General features: G+C 37.7%; 14 protein-coding genes and 1 pseudogene. 5 read left to right on the forward strand and 10 right to left on the reverse strand.

What is annotated here, in order from left to right; translation table 11 throughout:
* The first annotated feature begins 5 nt into the window (after nt 1-5).
* Both leuD and leuB read left to right on the forward strand, forming a co-directional pair.
* Nucleotides 6-614, forward strand: coding sequence for a 3-isopropylmalate dehydratase small subunit (gene leuD, locus H3Z85_18655; GenBank protein ID QPQ51306.1), 609 nt, complete (start codon nt 6-8; stop codon nt 612-614).
* Nucleotides 595-1,719 carry a 3-isopropylmalate dehydrogenase gene (leuB, locus tag H3Z85_18660; GenBank protein ID QPQ51307.1) on the forward strand — a complete coding sequence of 375 codons (1,125 nt, stop codon included), beginning with the start codon at nt 595-597 and terminating at the stop codon, nt 1,717-1,719. The genes leuD and leuB overlap by 20 nt, the downstream gene beginning before the upstream one ends.
* Nucleotides 1,720-1,847: 128 nt before the next feature.
* On the opposite strand, the gene H3Z85_18665 is transcribed toward leuB, so the two are convergent.
* The 10 genes and pseudogenes from H3Z85_18665 to H3Z85_18710 form a co-directional block, all read right to left on the reverse strand.
* Nucleotides 1,848-2,030 (reverse strand): hypothetical protein, encoded by a 183-nt coding sequence (locus H3Z85_18665; protein QPQ51308.1) that lies wholly within the window; start codon nt 2,028-2,030, stop codon nt 1,848-1,850.
* An 11-nt stretch (nt 2,031-2,041) separates the two neighbouring features.
* Nucleotides 2,042-2,647 (reverse strand): DUF4230 domain-containing protein, encoded by a 606-nt coding sequence (locus H3Z85_18670; GenBank protein QPQ51309.1) that lies wholly within the window; start codon nt 2,645-2,647, stop codon nt 2,042-2,044.
* A gap of 3 nt (nt 2,648-2,650) precedes the next feature.
* Nucleotides 2,651-3,213, reverse strand: a pseudogene (locus tag H3Z85_18675) (thioredoxin family protein).
* Nucleotides 3,214-3,215: 2 nt separating this feature from the next.
* Complete coding sequence (locus H3Z85_18680; GenBank protein QPQ51310.1) at nt 3,216-3,683, reverse strand: nucleoside triphosphate pyrophosphohydrolase family protein; 468 nt, start codon at nt 3,681-3,683, stop codon at nt 3,216-3,218.
* 180 nt (nt 3,684-3,863) lie between these two features.
* Nucleotides 3,864-4,280, reverse strand: a complete 417-nt coding sequence (locus H3Z85_18685) for a hypothetical protein (protein QPQ51311.1) — start codon at nt 4,278-4,280, stop codon at nt 3,864-3,866.
* A 10-nt stretch (nt 4,281-4,290) separates the two neighbouring features.
* On the reverse strand, nt 4,291-5,001 hold the full coding sequence (locus H3Z85_18690; protein QPQ51312.1) for a glycohydrolase toxin TNT-related protein: 711 nt from the start codon (nt 4,999-5,001) through the stop codon (nt 4,291-4,293).
* A 504-nt stretch (nt 5,002-5,505) separates the two neighbouring features.
* Nucleotides 5,506-7,743 (reverse strand): T9SS type A sorting domain-containing protein, encoded by a 2,238-nt coding sequence (locus tag H3Z85_18695; GenBank protein QPQ51313.1) that lies wholly within the window; start codon nt 7,741-7,743, stop codon nt 5,506-5,508.
* Nucleotides 7,744-7,923: 180 nt separating this feature from the next.
* Nucleotides 7,924-10,854, reverse strand: a complete 2,931-nt coding sequence (locus H3Z85_18700) for a T9SS type A sorting domain-containing protein (GenBank protein QPQ51314.1) — start codon at nt 10,852-10,854, stop codon at nt 7,924-7,926.
* A 365-nt stretch (nt 10,855-11,219) separates the two neighbouring features.
* Nucleotides 11,220-11,717 (reverse strand): DinB family protein, encoded by a 498-nt coding sequence (locus H3Z85_18705; protein QPQ51315.1) that lies wholly within the window; start codon nt 11,715-11,717, stop codon nt 11,220-11,222.
* Nucleotides 11,718-11,736: 19 nt separating this feature from the next.
* On the reverse strand, nt 11,737-12,876 hold the full coding sequence (locus H3Z85_18710) for an acyl-CoA dehydrogenase family protein (GenBank protein QPQ51316.1): 1,140 nt from the start codon (nt 12,874-12,876) through the stop codon (nt 11,737-11,739).
* 231 nt (nt 12,877-13,107) lie between these two features.
* Here H3Z85_18710 and H3Z85_18715 point away from each other — a divergent pair, with 231 nt between their 5' ends.
* The 3 genes from H3Z85_18715 to H3Z85_18725 all read left to right on the forward strand — a co-directional run bounded on the left by H3Z85_18715 (nt 13,108) and on the right by H3Z85_18725 (nt 15,992).
* Nucleotides 13,108-14,949, forward strand: coding sequence for an endonuclease (locus tag H3Z85_18715; protein QPQ51317.1), 1,842 nt, complete (start codon nt 13,108-13,110; stop codon nt 14,947-14,949).
* Between the two features lie 50 nt (nt 14,950-14,999).
* Entirely contained in the window at nt 15,000-15,200 is a 201-nt protein-coding gene (locus tag H3Z85_18720) for a hypothetical protein (GenBank protein ID QPQ51318.1), read from the forward strand.
* A gap of 186 nt (nt 15,201-15,386) precedes the next feature.
* A complete protein-coding gene (locus H3Z85_18725; protein QPQ51319.1) occupies nt 15,387-15,992 on the forward strand; it encodes a MarR family transcriptional regulator in 606 nt (201 codons plus the stop codon).

Raw genomic sequence — 15,992 nt, forward strand, 5'->3', positions numbered from 1 at the left:
ATTACATGCAAAAACTAATTATAATAAAATCGACTGCAGTTCCTTTGCCTGCGGAAAATATAGATACAGATCAGATTATTCCGGCAAGGTTTCTTAAAAGTATAGACCGGAAAGGGTTTGGAGAAAACCTGTTCAGGGATTGGAGATTCAATATTCACACCGGTGAACCGAATGCAGATTTTGTTCTTAATAATCCAAAATACAGCGGAGAAATTCTGGTGGCAGGAAATAATTTCGGATGTGGAAGCAGTAGGGAGCATGCCGCCTGGGCACTAACCGATTATGGATTTAAAGTTATCATTTCCAGTTATTTTGCTGATATTTTTAAAGGGAATGCTCTGAATAACGGGCTTCTTCCGGTAAAGGTTTCCGAAGGTTTTTTAAAGGAAATTCTGGAAGGAATCACTGAAAACCCAAACAATCAAATAGCTATTGATGTAGAATTGCAGTCTATCAGTTTTAAAGATACCACTGAAACCTTTGAGCTCGATTCATATAAAAAAATATGCCTTTTAAACGGGTATGATGATATTGATTTTTTAATCAGCAAAAAACAGGCGATTACTGAATTTGAACTAAAAACACAGAAAAAAAATGAGCGACAAGTATTTTAAAATTGCAGTACTTCCGGGAGACGGAATTGGCCCGGAAATTATTAACGAAAGCATCAAAATATTAGATGTCATCGCAGAAGTTTTTGAGTATAAGTTTCAATTTGATTATGGATTGATTGGAGCGGATGCTATTTTTAAAACCGGTGATCCGCTTCCTGAAGAGACTTTGAAAATCTGCAGAGAATCTGATGCCGTTCTTTTCGGAGCGATAGGAGATCCTTCTTTTGACAATAATCCCGAAGCGAAGGTAAGACCGGAACAAGGTTTATTAAAGCTCCGCAAAGAATTAGGATTATTTGCCAATCTTCGCCCTTTGAAAACCTATGCTTCACTGATTGAGAAAAGCCCGTTGAAAAGAGAAATCATTGAAGGTGCCGATATCCAGATATTCAGGGAATTGGTGAGCGGAATTTATTTCGGAGAAAAATTTACAGATCCTGAAGGGAATTATGCTTATGACATCTGCAAATACAGCCGTGAAGATATTCTTCCTATTGCCCACATGGCATTCCAGGAGGCTCAGAAGAGAAATAAAAAGCTGACGCTTATTGACAAAGCTAATGTATTGGATACTTCAAGATTATGGAGAAAGATCTGTCAGGAAATTGCACAGGAATATCCTGATGTACAATTAGACTATATGTTTGTCGACAACGCAGCAATGCAGTTGATCCTTAACCCAAAACAATTTGACGTGATCCTGACAGAAAATATGTTTGGTGATATTATTTCTGATGAAGCAAGTGTTATCGGCGGTTCAATCGGATTGCTTCCGTCTGCTTCTGTAGGAGAGAAGAATGCTTTATTTGAACCTATCCACGGTTCATATCCACAAGCGAAAGGAAAAGGGATCGCGAATCCGGTTGCTTCCATTCTGAGTGTAGCGATGATGCTGGATCATCTTAACCTGAAGCCTGCCGCAGATAAGCTGAGACAATCGGTAGAACATGCTATTGAAAATAAGTATGTCACTATTGATCTTAATACCAAGCAATATTATTCTACTAGCGAGGTAGGAAGCTTTATTGCGGATCATATCAGATATTCTGAAAAATCTTATTATAATTTTGAAAATGTAAAAATCGGGAAATCAACCATCGTATAGATCAATTATAGTTCACTTAGATAGATAGTTAGAAGAAAGGTTCTGCCTCGTACGAGACAGAACCTTTCGCTTTTTATTCAACATTGTTATTGCAAGCAATCTCAACGTAACAAATCCTTCTGTGATATTTAATCTTTTGTATTATCCGTTTTTCCTGATTTGTTTTTAGATGCCTTTTGAACATCTTCTTTATCAATATCAGGTGGGTTGGTTTTCTTTGATGACGCAGGAATATTCTGGAAATCCTGATTCTGTTTTTTTGTTTCTGCGCTACTCGCAGATTCTTTCTTTGTGATACTTTTTGAGTTCATAACCTGAATTTTTAGAGTCCAAGAATACCGATCTTTCCGGTTTTATCTTCTATCGTATAATTCAAAGCCTTTGCCAAAACAAAAATATTATCAAGATTTTCCATTAATTGTTTACGTCCTTCAGTTCTCAATTGATTTTGGTCAATTGATTTAACCGCAGTTTCTTTAGCCTTTTCCGTTACTCCTTTGATATCTTTTTCAGAAATTCTGTTGAAGAAAGAATCATCTAAAGACTGAATTTCGACACTTGGAGTGATTCTGATATCGGCATCGGGAAGTTCTGTAATAACCAATTTTTTATTGATGGAATCCACTTCGATCTTCATTTTGTTAAGATCATAAGAAACCTGTGCATTGGTTTTGGTATAGGTGATAATGCTATTGCTTGAAACTTCCTTCCCAAATACTTCGTAGCCCATTTTGGTTTTCTGCATGCTTGAGATATTCTGTTCCATCACTACCATCTTATTCATTTTGGCAATCTGGTTGGTCAGAATATAATAATCTGACTTCTCCGTTTTTCCGCCAAGATTTAAACAGGATTTCAGGCCAAAGAACAAAAGCAAAACTGCTCCCGCACCGGCTACAAATGATATGATAACTTTATAATTTCTCAAAATCTATTTAAAAATTTCTTTGATTACGGAAGTGTCGTTCTTTTTCAAAATTTCTGCAAGATCTCTTTCGATATATCCTGAAGTGGGCATCTCTACAATTCTTCCTACTTCATGGCCATATTTTTTAAGAATGATGGTAGGTACTTTCTGTATATTATAAAGTCCTTCGTCACCCGTTGGAGATTCCTTCTTACGATTAACAGCAATGATGGTTAATTTGCTATCCGGATAGCCTACTTCTTCCAATATTTTCATCAACCTTGGGAAGTCTCTATGACTGTCTTCGCACCATGTTCCCATGAAAACGATAATATCATATAAACCGATCTTTTCCTTTTTCAGCTCGCTGATGGCTTTTTGGTCAAGAGCATATTCGTCATGTTCTTTCACATACCAGTCCGCATAGGGAGCTTTCAGAAACTGTGATTTAGATTGATGTCCCAGAAGCATTTTACCGTCTTTCTGAGAATCAACTTCGCGGTTGATAACTACCTTTTGGGCACTCACTTGCTGAGCAGCAAAAAAAGACTTGAAACGGCAACAAAACGGGTAACAAATTTTTTCATATTTATTTTTCGATGATTGATTTTAAATCAGCAGGAGAGTAGTATTTATTTTTTAATACTTTATGATCCGCCTGTCTGTATACATTGAATTTTTCTCCTGACTTTTCATAAAAAGATTCCACTTCCTTTGCTTTATAGAATTCAACAGTTTCCTTTGCCTGTTCTTCATTATCACATGCTTTCGACATATTGGAACGCTGAACTTCGTTGAATAGTTCTACAAATTTGTTGCCAAGCCCGAATTCAAGCACAGCACCGCTCAAAACATATTGAAGATCACACAGAGCATCCGCTATTTCTACAATATTATTATCTGCAATCGCCTGCTTAAGCTCATTCAATTCTTCCTGTAAAAGCTCTACTCTAAGGTTGCATCTTTCGGGAGAAGGAATTTGCGGGGTATCTAAAATAGGGGCTTTGAAAGTAGTATGGAATTCTGCTACTTGGTTCAGACTATCAATTTTATCCATGAATTTTTTTATTTCCTACAAAGATAGAAAACGATTTGTAAATTTTGAAATGTCACGCTATGAAATGTAGGAATATGGGCAATCACAGGGTAAATTACTTTTTATAAGAAAATCCACAACCTGAGATTGTGGATTTTATACTTAGAACTTATTTTATTGTCAGTATTCAAAAATAAATCATTACAATTCTTTGTATTTCCATATTCCTGAAATATTCAGAATGGTTAAGCCCGGTTGCTTTTCACCATATCCAAAGACACAGATGTATTTTGAATGGCAGGTTTTACAGGCCGTTCCAAAATATAAACTGGGTAGATCATCTACCGTCACCTCTCCAAAGTGAATCATACGTGGGGAAGTTTCAGAAACCATTTTATTATTTAAAAGTTCACTTTTTGAGAGTACATGATCTCTGTCATAAATCTGAAAAATGGGAAATCCTGAAGTATAGGGAATGATTTCAATGCTGTTTTCATGATTACAGTCACAACAAATAAATTGGGTGACAACGGATGGAGAGGTTTCTTCATTTGTGAAAACGTTTTTTGCTACAAGTGCTTTTTTACCTAGGCTTATTTTTTTTGATATTGAATACATTTGATTTTATTTAAGACTGAATGACAGTACCTACTAAATTGTTATATTTCCCGCTGGGACTTTTTTTAATGGTGACTTTTATATATCCTTCTTCGGCTAATTTGTTCCATGTTTTCGGGTATCCCGTTGTGATATCAATAGGGATTTTCCACATAGTTTGCTTTCCGTTACCGGTTTGGCCAAACCATGGAATAATATCAGCTGTTTGCGACTTAAAAGATAAGGAATTATTCAATACATCGATCTCATAGTAAAAATCATAGCTGTTTTCCGGTTGATTAAGGGCTCTTTGCGTGAATGTGTACACATATCCGTTGATGATAGGGCTGGTAAAACTTCCTCCCAATGTAGGAACTCCGGATCCGTTATATGCTCCGACCGCTCCGCTGTATCTGTCAAATTTTTGGCCTGCTGATAAAGGAACATCGTCGACAATATTGTATCCTCCATTTGCCGGCGGCCATCCTCCGTTTAGTTGGTTAGCCTTAAAAAGAGCTTCAAGTTCGCCCCATTTTCCTTGTTTGTACAAATCAAATGCCTGATTTCTGATAGATTGACTGACTGTTCCTTTCGAGTCATACGTTAATGCAAATTCATCTGCATTTTTGTAGTATACGATTTTAACGGGGTTTGTATCGATAACCTCATCATTATCCGAGCTGCAGGCTACAGAAAAGAATGTCACCGTTACAAGAAAAAAGTACTTCAATAAATGTTTCATATGTAAAATTTTAATAGTTTAAAAATCTTAGAGAACATTATTCAGACACACATTGACAACCGTTATTAATTGAAAAACATTCACTTTTCCCTGTCTTTTCGTAATCCGTTTTTGAGGTGTTGATTATGCTCTGCTGATAAAAACGATTTATTAAGCAGCTTTTACGCGAGAATTCTGGTAGAATGATTATGAAATCACATAATAAATAAGACAGTACTATTACAAGCCGCCATAATGCTTTTAAATGCTCCCGGGGATGAACAGTACAATACCAGAAAAATATTGAAGTGTAAATTTAAATTAAAAAATTAAGATATAGAATTATTTTAATCAAATAAATAGTAATAATTAATTTAATTTTGATTATTAATTTAATATATGTTATAATTGAATAATATGAATGCTTAGTATTTATTTTATTTAATTTCAATAAATAAGTAACCGCAATATAAAAAAGCTACCTCCAAAAGAAGCAGCCTGTGTACATGATATAATTTGATATGATTAATTCTTAATGAATTTTTTCCTAAACTGATCAAGATGAATGAGGTAAATGCCGTTTGCCAGGTCACTGACGCGTACAGTTCCGTTTTGGAGTGTTCCTTCTTTTACGAGTCTGCCTGACATATCATAAATTTTATATGCTGAATCAGTGATGTTGGTAACGGTCAGGATATCCTGCACCGGATTAGGATAAAGATTAATTTCCGACGATCCTGAACCTGAATCACCCGTTATAGGTTTTCCATCGGATGGTGTAACTGAGATATCAGCAGTATTAACGTTAAAGAAAATATGGTGACTCCCTTTTATCATAATCCTTCCTGAAGTGGTAGAAGCATCCGGAATTGTAACGGCACGCATCCCGTTGTTGGGGATCCCGGACACAAGTGTTGTCCAGGAATTGCCACTGTCGGTAGACCAAAGAATATCAACATTGGTAGCATTGATACCATTGGACGTCGTTCCTGCTACATTCCAGGTGACGGTTTGGGAACTTCCGCCCGTATAAGTTACAGGTGTATTTTGTGAAGTAACAATAAATGGTCCTGCTCCCCCTGAGACCGTAATCCTGGTGTCGTCTGAATTATTTCCTGCGCCTCCTGTTTTGTTATCACGTACTGTAAATCTGAAGTTTAAATTTCGTGCTACGGATGGCAAAGCTTCTACATTGATTTCATCGCCAGCTGTAATCGTTTGTCCCGCCAAAACACTGGACATTCTCGGAAAATATCGTATAGGAGAAGTACTCGGGGTCCATGATCTGAATAAAGGACCATTGATTTTAGTTTCTACCGCAGCCGAACTAAAACCGGTCTCAGTAGAACTTCCCTTATCCATTTGCTCCCAGATGTAAGTCAGAGGATCACCGTCTGCATCTGTTCCCGATCCGGTTAGCATGAAAGGAGTGCTTTTAGGTATCGTATAATCTGAACCTGCATCTGCGATTGGAATTGAATTTCCTGTAGCAGTATTTACAGAACATGTATTCGCTTTAATGGTGTTGGTGATCTGCTCAATGCTTAGCGCATGAAAGAACGGATCAGATTTTTTCTGAACATCAAAGTTGGTAATACCTGCATAGCCCATAATGGTGGATCCTGATCCCGGTTCTACGGGTTTTAAACCGGATTGGGTAGTGTAGGACCACGTGTGGTTTCCGCCAAACTGATGCCCCATTTCGTGGGCAACAAAATCAATATCAAACGAATCTCCCGACGGAATTCCATTAGAAGGTGAGGTATATCCGCTTCCTTTGTAAGCATTGGGATATGTAATTCCCTGGTAGACATAGGTAGACATATCATCACTGCATATACAACCGATACATCCTGCATTTCCGCCACCGCCGTCTCTTCCGAACAGATGCCCAATGTCAAAATTGGCATTGCCAATAGTTGAACTTAACGTATTCATAAGCTGAAAATTCCAGTTTTCCATCTGGGCAGAAGGTGAATAAGGATCTGTCGCAGCATTGGTATAAATGATGGCATCATTATTGGGGATAAGGACCATTCTTGCGGCAAATTCATTTTGAAAAATACCATTGACACGGGTAAGGGTATTATTCATCGCTGCAAGAGCCTGAGCTTTTGTCCCTCCGAAATATCCGGCATATTCTCCTGTACATGAAAGAGCCAGTCTGAATGTCCTTAATGTAGCATCATTTGCATTTTTGGCTGTTGCAGAAATTGCTGATCCTTTTTGTGCAGATTCAAGGACTGTACATTCAAAAGTATTTAAGTTGTCTTTTCTATCGGATTTTTTATATACGATGTAAGAAGATAAATCTTGTGTATACGGTTCAATAAAAACGGCTGATTTATCACTGTAAATTTCCATTGATGAAAGACCTAAGGAAGAGATACTGAAAAAAACACTGGAGGTCTTATCTATACTTTCGCCGGTGTACGATTTGATATCCGGGTATTTTGCTGCCAGTTCAGGATCAAAATTTGAATTTTCGATAACTTGAAAGTCTTCCATTTCTCCTTTAGAATTAGGAAAGGAAATAAGAATGTCTGACTTTTTACTACCTGCAGTTCTTTGGCTGGCCTTTGATAATATATTTTTTAATGCATGGATATCCAGTTTGTATATTCTTGGATTGTCAATATCAGCTACGTTTTTAAAGACAGGTGAAGGGGTCTTCAGGGATCCTCTGGTCCATAAACGGTCTGTTTGAGCGAATGACATACCTGACAAAGCAAGCATTCCCATCATCAATAATTGTTTTTTCATGTAAGAGTGAATTTTTCATTTGTGTCCCGCAAAGCTAATAAAAAAATAACAGGAAGAGAATATTTTAAGAAGAAAATTAAATATAGATCACGCTGAAACTACAGTTTTTTTAAATTGTCAACTTACAAAAAAAAGCTGCCCTCGTACGGGCAGCCTTCACATCGTTTAAATTTAAAGTTCCTAATTCTTTACAAATCTTTTAGCACTTTCTCCGACCTGAATCATATAAGCACCTTTAACAAGACCACTTACATTCACAGAACTTCTCTGAAGTTTTCCTGAGTCAATAAGTTTTCCTCCCATGTCGAAGATTTTATAATCCTCTGAGGTTGTATTGGAAATGTATAAGATATCTTTTACAGGATTAGGATATAGCTTAATATCAGTGATCAGATCTTTTGTATTAGTCAGGTCACCTTTTCCTGAAGAAACGATATTAAGAGTGTAATCTTCTACCTGCCCGTAAGTATATGCTTCGCAAGATGACGTAGGAATAGAACTGTACTTCATCATCACTCTCATTCTCGTAGAGCCGATAGTTGCTGTTGACGGAATGGTAACAGATCCTGTAACAGGAGAAGTTGTTGATCCTGCTTTTGACCAAACCAGTTCACCACTGTCAGCAAAGCTTCCGTTACCATTGTAGTCAATGTAAACAGCATATGCTTCACTATATTTTGTAGAAGTCCAGACTGGTGTGATGGAAAGGGCATATGCCGTACCTCTGGTAACATTCGTGGAAACCGAAGTAAAGTCTTCATAACCAGCTGTTCCTGTTGAAGTATTATTGATCGTTCCGAATTTCACATTTCCGATTCTTTCGTCAGCCGTGTTGGATGCTGAAGAAGAGCAGTAAGTCACCGTTCCTCCTGAAAGGGTTGTTACAGTCACTGTATTGCTGGCAACAGAAGCATTTCCAGCTGCATCTTTGGCTTTAACAGTGAAAGAATAAGTCGTAGCCGGACTTAATGAAGTCACGGTGTAGGCAGTAGAAGCTGTAGAGCCTATCAAAGATGACCCCTGATACACATCGTATCCTGTAACCCCTACATTGTCTGTAGCCCCTGACCAGGAAAGATTCGTTGTGGTAGCTGTAGTTCCCGAAGCGGCAAGGGTAGGTGGAGTAGGCGCAACCGTGTCAGGGGTTCCTGATCCTGCGTTGACACTGATATTGGCATTATTAACATCGAAGAAAATGTGATTGGAGCCTTTCACCATAATTCTACCTGTTGTCGTTGTAGCATTGGGAATGGTTACTGCTTGTGAACCATCGTTTGGAGTTCCTGCCAGTAGGGTAGTCCATGTATTTCCGCTGTCTGTAGACCATAGAATATCTACATTTGCGGTATTGACTCCGTTAGCGGTAGTTCCGGCAACATCCCAGGTTACATTCTGGGAACTGCCTCCTGTGTAGGTAGTTGCTGAGTTTTGTGAAGTTACTGCAAATGGACCTGCAGTGCTATTTACTGTGATTACCGCATCATCAGAATTATTTCCTGAGCCTCCTGCCTTATTATCACGAACGGTAAATCTGAAATTCAACGTTCTGGCTACCGAAGAAAGAGCCTCAACTGTGATTTCTGAACCTGCCGTAGTAGTAGCGCCTGTTAATACAGAAGCCATTCTCGGGAAATATCTTACCGGTACCGTTGTCGGAGTCCATGATCTGAAGTTAGGTCCTGAGGCTTTTGTAGCACTTGCTGCCGAGCTTGCTCCTGTCTGAGAAGAGGAAGCATTGTCCATCTGTTCCCAGATATAAGTTAAAGAATCTCCGTCAGCGTCAGTACCTGTTCCGGTTAATACGAATGGAGTCCCCTTAGGGATTGTATAGTCTAAACCTGCATTTGCGGTAGGAATTGAATTTCCTGTATTGGTGTTAACGGAGCAGGTTTTAGCCTTGATATTATTGGTGATCTGCTGGATGCTTATGGCATGAAAGAATGCATCTGAGTGCGGCTGAACATCCTGACTTGTAATTCCCGCATATCCCATGATAGTGGATCCGGATCCCGGTTCCATATTAGCTCCCGTACCTTCATTACTCATAGAAAAAGTGTGGTTTCCTCCAAATTGATGGCCCATTTCATGGGCTACATAATCAATATCAAAGTTATCTCCTGATGGAATAGCATCGGCAGGAGAGGTGTAACCGCTTCCTTTAGATCCGTTGGTACAGATACATCCGATACAGCCTGCATTTCCTCCGCCTCCTGATGCACCAAACAGGTGTCCGATATCATAATTGGCTTCTCCGATTACAGACGTTAGGGTGCTTTGAAGCTGTGAATTCCAGTTGCTCATTCCTGATGATGGAGAATAAGGGTCAGTGGAAGCATTAGTATATACAACAGCATCATTGTTAGCGATAAGAACCATTCTCGCTGCAAAATCTTTTTCAAAAACACCATTTACACGGGTCATGGTATTGTTCATAGCGGCTAAAGCCTGAGCTTTTGTTCCTCCAAAGTACGTTGTATATTCTCCGGTACAAGAAAGAGCCAGTCTGAAAGTTCTTAATTTTGCGTCATCTGCGTTAGGCCTTGCTGCAAGACTTGAATTGCTTACTCCTTTTTGAGCTGCATCAATTACAGTACATTCAAATTTGTTAAGATCTTCTTTCTTATCTGATTTTTTATAAACCACATAGGTTGAAAGGTCTTTTGAATAAGGTTCGATAAATACTGCTGATTTGTCGCCGTAGATCTCCATAGAAGATAAACCTAATGATGAAATACTGAAATATACCGTAGAGTTCGGATCATCCAGGCCTTGGCCTACATAAGATTTGATGTCCGGATATTTTGCTGCCAGCTCGGGAGCAAAGTTGGAATTCTCTCTCACCTTAAAGTTTTCCATTCTGCCATCAGAATTTGGAAAAGAAATGATGAGTTCTGATTTTTCGCCCACTGCCAATCTTTTTGGAGCTTTAGCAAGAGCGCTTTTTAATCCGTTGATGTTCAGGCTGTAAACCTTAGGGTTTGTAATGCCGGATTTGTTTTCAAAGATCTCTGCTGAGCTTTTTCTGGAGTTTTCAGACCAAAGACGGTCAGTCTGTGCGAAAGAAACGCCCGTAATGAGGAGCATCCCAATCAGGGTTAATTGTTTTTTCATATTAAATGTAAATTTTGGTTGTGGAATACCAAAACTAATGAAAAATACGTTACGAAAAACATAATTTTTTAAGAATAATTTAGAATGCCGCTTTAAAATATTATGCAATACATTGAATGTAATTGAAAAAGCTTATTAACACAAGAAAACTGAAAAACCTAAATTGGATTTTAATTTCAATAAAAATAAAATTGATGGATATTGTTAGTAATTTATTAAAATGAGACAATAATATTTATGAAATAATTAAAATATCACTGCTAAAATTAGCATTATAATATTGTGTTGCATTGCAGAAGTGCTTGATTTGATGCTAAAAAAAGCTGCTTCAAAATGAAACAGCTTAGTTTTTTTATCATCCAAAATTAGATTCTATCATCCGCAGTAGGGCCATAAAGTCCCGGAACTGTATTCCCGGTTGATCGCAAATATACTACCAGCTCTCCTCTGTGATGATACAAATGATTGTAAAGAAAACCTCTTATAACCTGTACTTTAGGAGAGGGAGGAAAAAGAATATTTCCGTTCATCACCATTTTCCATTCGTTAAAGTATGTATTTTCATCAGAATCTTCAAGCACTTTTTGTGCCTTGGCGACATTTTCTTCAAATTTTGCAAGAATATTTTCAGCTTTGGAAATATCCCCTTTGTCATACACATATAAACCCATATCAAAGGTATCCTGATTGAAAGTGGGCTCATACCAATTGTATACTTCTGCAATATGAGAGGCCAGCTGACCGGTAGTCCAGTTCTTTTCAGATGGTTTCCAGTCTAAAGCGCTGTCAGGGATTGCTTTTAAAATTTTCCTGGTGTTTTCCGCTTCATGCAGAAACTCACCTAAAAGTGCCTGTTTAATCATTTGTATAGAGAGATTAAGATTATTTAGTAATATCTCTTCCGATCACCAGTCTCTGGATTTCAGAAGTTCCTTCTCCGATAGTACAAAGCTTAGAATCTCTGTAGAATTTTTCAGCAGGGAAATCTTTTGTATATCCATATCCTCCGAAGATCTGAACCGCATTGTTGGCAATTCTTACACAAGCCTCAGAAGCATATAATTTTGCCATGGCACCTTCTTTTGTCATTTTCTGCTTAGCATTTTTTAAGGTAGCAGCTCTTTGAATCAGAAGTTCCGCAGCATCAATTTCTGTGGCCATATCCGCCAGCATAAAGTTGATTGCCTGGAATTCAGAGATTGCTTTTCCAAACTGATGTCTTTCTTTAGCATATTTTAAAGCAGCTTTGTAAGCACCTCTTGCTGTACCTAAACTTAAGGCAGCGATAGAAATTCTCCCTCCGTCCAAAATTTTCATTGCTTGTTTGAAACCTTCACCTACTTCACCTAAACGATGAGAATCCGGTACACGGACATTATCAAAAATAAGTTCAGCTGTTTCTGAGGCACGCATTCCGAGTTTATTTTCTTTCTTTCCGGAAGTAAAGCCCGGCATTCCTTTTTCTAAAACAAAAGCTGTAGAATTGTTTTTTGCTCCTTTTTCTCCTGTTCTTGTCATGACTACAGCAATATCTCCTGAAATAGCATGCGTAATAAAATTTTTAGCACCGTTGATGATCCAGTCATCGCCGTCTTTTACGGCTGTGGTAGACATACCTCCTGAATCCGAACCTGTATTATGTTCCGTTAATCCCCAGGCTCCGATTACTTTCCCGGAAGCCAGCTGAGGAAGCCATTTGTTTCTTTGCTCTTCATTACCGAATTCATAAATATGATTTGTACAAAGCGAGTTGTGTGCTGCTACAGAAAGTCCAATTGACGGATCTACCTGAGAAATTTCATCAAGAATTGTAACATATTCATGATATCCCAAACCGGAACCTCCATATTGCTCAGGAACTACGACGCCCATAAATCCCATTTCTCCCAACTGGTGAAATAGGTCTTTTGGAAATGTCTGGCTCTCATCCCATTCCATAATATTCGGACGGATATTCTTTTCTGCAAATTCTCTAGCTGTCTCCGCTATCATTTTGATGTTGTCAATAGTCTCTGTATTCATATAGATAATAGTTAGTTCTCAAAGATAATTAAATTGGCGGAATGCTAAAAAATTATTTTATTCATAATATTTTATACCTTAATATGATAATTGCTAGTTTTTTATATTCTAAAAAATAATAGTTTCTTAATAAAACATTCTCTTCTAAAGTGTTTTTATTTTAATATTTTAGAGGTCCAATTTTTAAGGCATGAAAAAATTCTACTTCCTGTTATTTTTATTTCTTCTTATATGGCAGCTCAGGCTCCTGCCGGATATTATAATGGCACTGCCGGATTAACCGGTTATGCCCTAAAATCCAAGCTGCATGATATTATTTCTGAAAAATCTATAAGCTGGCATTACAGTACTCATCTTCCCAATCTTTATAACCAAACAGATCTCGATGTTTACTATGACCATACTCCGGCAGACAATACCAGTTTTCTTTTGGATATTTATTCTGAAATACCGAACGGCCCGGATGCGTATGAGTATACCAGCAGTCAATTAGGGGGTGGCAGCGCAGAGGGTACAGGATACAACAGAGAGCATATGATGCCTCAAAGTACATTCTACAGTAACTATCCCATGTATTCGGATCTGTTCTATGTAATTCCTACTGATGCTAAAATCAATCAGATGAGGAGCAATTATCCTTATGGAATTGCCAGTACAGTTCCGGCTAACATTCTGGCTACCTTTACCAATACTTCTAAAATAGGGAAGAGCGCTATTCCCAACTTGGCCTATACAGGATATGTATATGAACCTATTGACGAATTTAAAGGCGATGTGGCAAGGTCCATACTTTATTTTGCGTTAAGGTATGAAGGAAAGTTGGGAACTTTTAAATATACAGCTAATGCTAATCCTACCTTAGACACCAACCCATTTGACGGAACTGAAGAAAGAGCTATGGATCCGGCTTATCTTGCCATGTTAATTCAATGGCACCAGCAGGATCCTGTTTCATTAAGAGAAATCAACAGAAACAACGCGGTTTATGCCCTTCAGAAAAACAGAAATCCTTTTATAGACAATCCAGGATGGGTAGATGTAATCTGGAACCAAACACCGGATGTTATTGCTCCTCAAGCGCCTTCCAATCTTACTTCTACTCAGACAAGCGCTTATTTCACAAACTTAAGCTGGGCTCCAAGTCCTGATGCTGATGTTATTGGATATCAGGTGTACCAGAACGGTACTTTAGTAGCTTCTACAAAAAGAAATTCTATCAGTATTGATCATCTGACCCCCTCAACAACCTATAATTACACTGTAAAAGCATATGACAATGGATATCTTCAATCTTCTGAGAGTAATCCAGTATCAGTAACCACACTGGCTACTGATATTTACGCTAAGGATCTATATATTTCGAAATACCTGGAAGGATCAACCAATGAGAACAAAGCTCTTGAAATCACCAATAAAACAGGACACCCTGTAGATTTGAATAATTACAGATTGTCTATTCAATTACAAGGACAAAATAACAGCCTTTATTTTCCAGCTCCATTTGAAATGGAGGGTACCATTCAAAATAATGAAACATTTGTGGTGATAAACCCTTCTGCTGCTTTCTCATGTTTTGCTAACGGACAGGCAAAATTTGTAACAGCGGCTCCTCAAATGACATTTTATGGATATAATTATCTTGAATTAAGGTATAAGTCTACTACAGTAGATGCATTAGGTGTCGTAGGACAAAATAATTCCACGAATCTTAAAGATGTTTCTTTATACAGAAAGTCTACTATCAGCCAGCCTACCAATACATTTAATATTAATGAATGGGATGCTTATCCCATAGATTACTGCCAGAATCTAGGAACACTTTCCACTACGGAATTTATTGCATCAAAAGATAAAAAGTTAGGAATATATCCCAATCCGGTATATGATCGTCTTTTTGTAAACGGAGATACTGAAAAGATAAAAATAGCCCAAATTATTGATTTTTCGGGAAAAGTGATCTTTACAGAGAAAGATCCGTTCAGACACAAGAAAGAAATTTCTGTACAGGGAATTCCAACAGGAACTTATATCTTAAGGCTGGACGAGCATACTCAACAATTTATAAAAAAATAGTAAAAAATACATAAAACTCATATCTTAATGATACCCAACCTAACAGGTTTTTGAAACCTGTTAGGTTTTATATTTTTTTAGAGATCCTAGTCTTAACCTTGCCGGGACTTGAGATCCTGGCAAGGTTGAAATTAGCCCTGATAGCAGCGGTTCCCCCACCGCTGGCAGCAGGAAAAGAAAGGAGAGAGGAGTATGAGCGGATAGCAGGAAGCAGCTCCTCAGACAAAAAATCATTAAAAAAGTTGAATTAATATTCAATTTATCATGAAAATTTTTCACTCTATTTTACTTTTTCATAATTTTTACATTTGACATAACGTCTTAGAAACCTTATGATTACTACAATATTGATATAAGCAGATTCACTAATAATTAATATCTATAAGTGTTTCTGCTTATATTTTTTATTTATAAGTAATTATGCTTATATTTGCAGTATGATAGCGGTCATTACCGGTGATATTATAAATTCACAGCATGCGGATACTGAGGTTTGGATTACCAGACTTAAAAATCTTCTCGAAAAATGGGGGAGCGTTCCTCACACATGGGAAATTTACAGGGGTGATGAATTTCAGTTCAAATGCAATATTGATGACGTTTTCTGGCGGTTTCTAGCCATAAAATCTCTTATTAAAAGTCAGGAAAATTTAGATGTAAGAATGGCCATAGGTATTGGTGAAGAGAGTTTTTCTTCCGAAAAAATTACCGAGTCCAACGGGACTGCCTATGTAAATTCCGGAAGGTTACTGAACGACCTGAAAAATGATGGTCATACCGTTGCGATTAAAACATCGAATGAGGCTGTAGACAGAGATCTTAATATCCTTCTGAAATGGTCATCGAAAGATTTTGATAACTGGACGATGGCCACCTCAGAGATTATCCATGAAATGATTATGAATCAGGATATCACCCAAGAAGACCTTGCCAAGAAATTTACTATTTCACAGTCCTCGATAAGCCAGAGACTGAAGCGAGCCAACTATGAGCTCATCGTAGAAACCAACCAGTATTTTAGAAAGAAAATCTCAGAATTATAG

Origin of the sequence: Chryseobacterium indologenes (assembly GCA_016025055.1) — a bacterium.
In the GTDB taxonomy this organism is placed as follows: Bacteria; Bacteroidota; Bacteroidia; order Flavobacteriales; family Weeksellaceae; genus Chryseobacterium; species Chryseobacterium indologenes.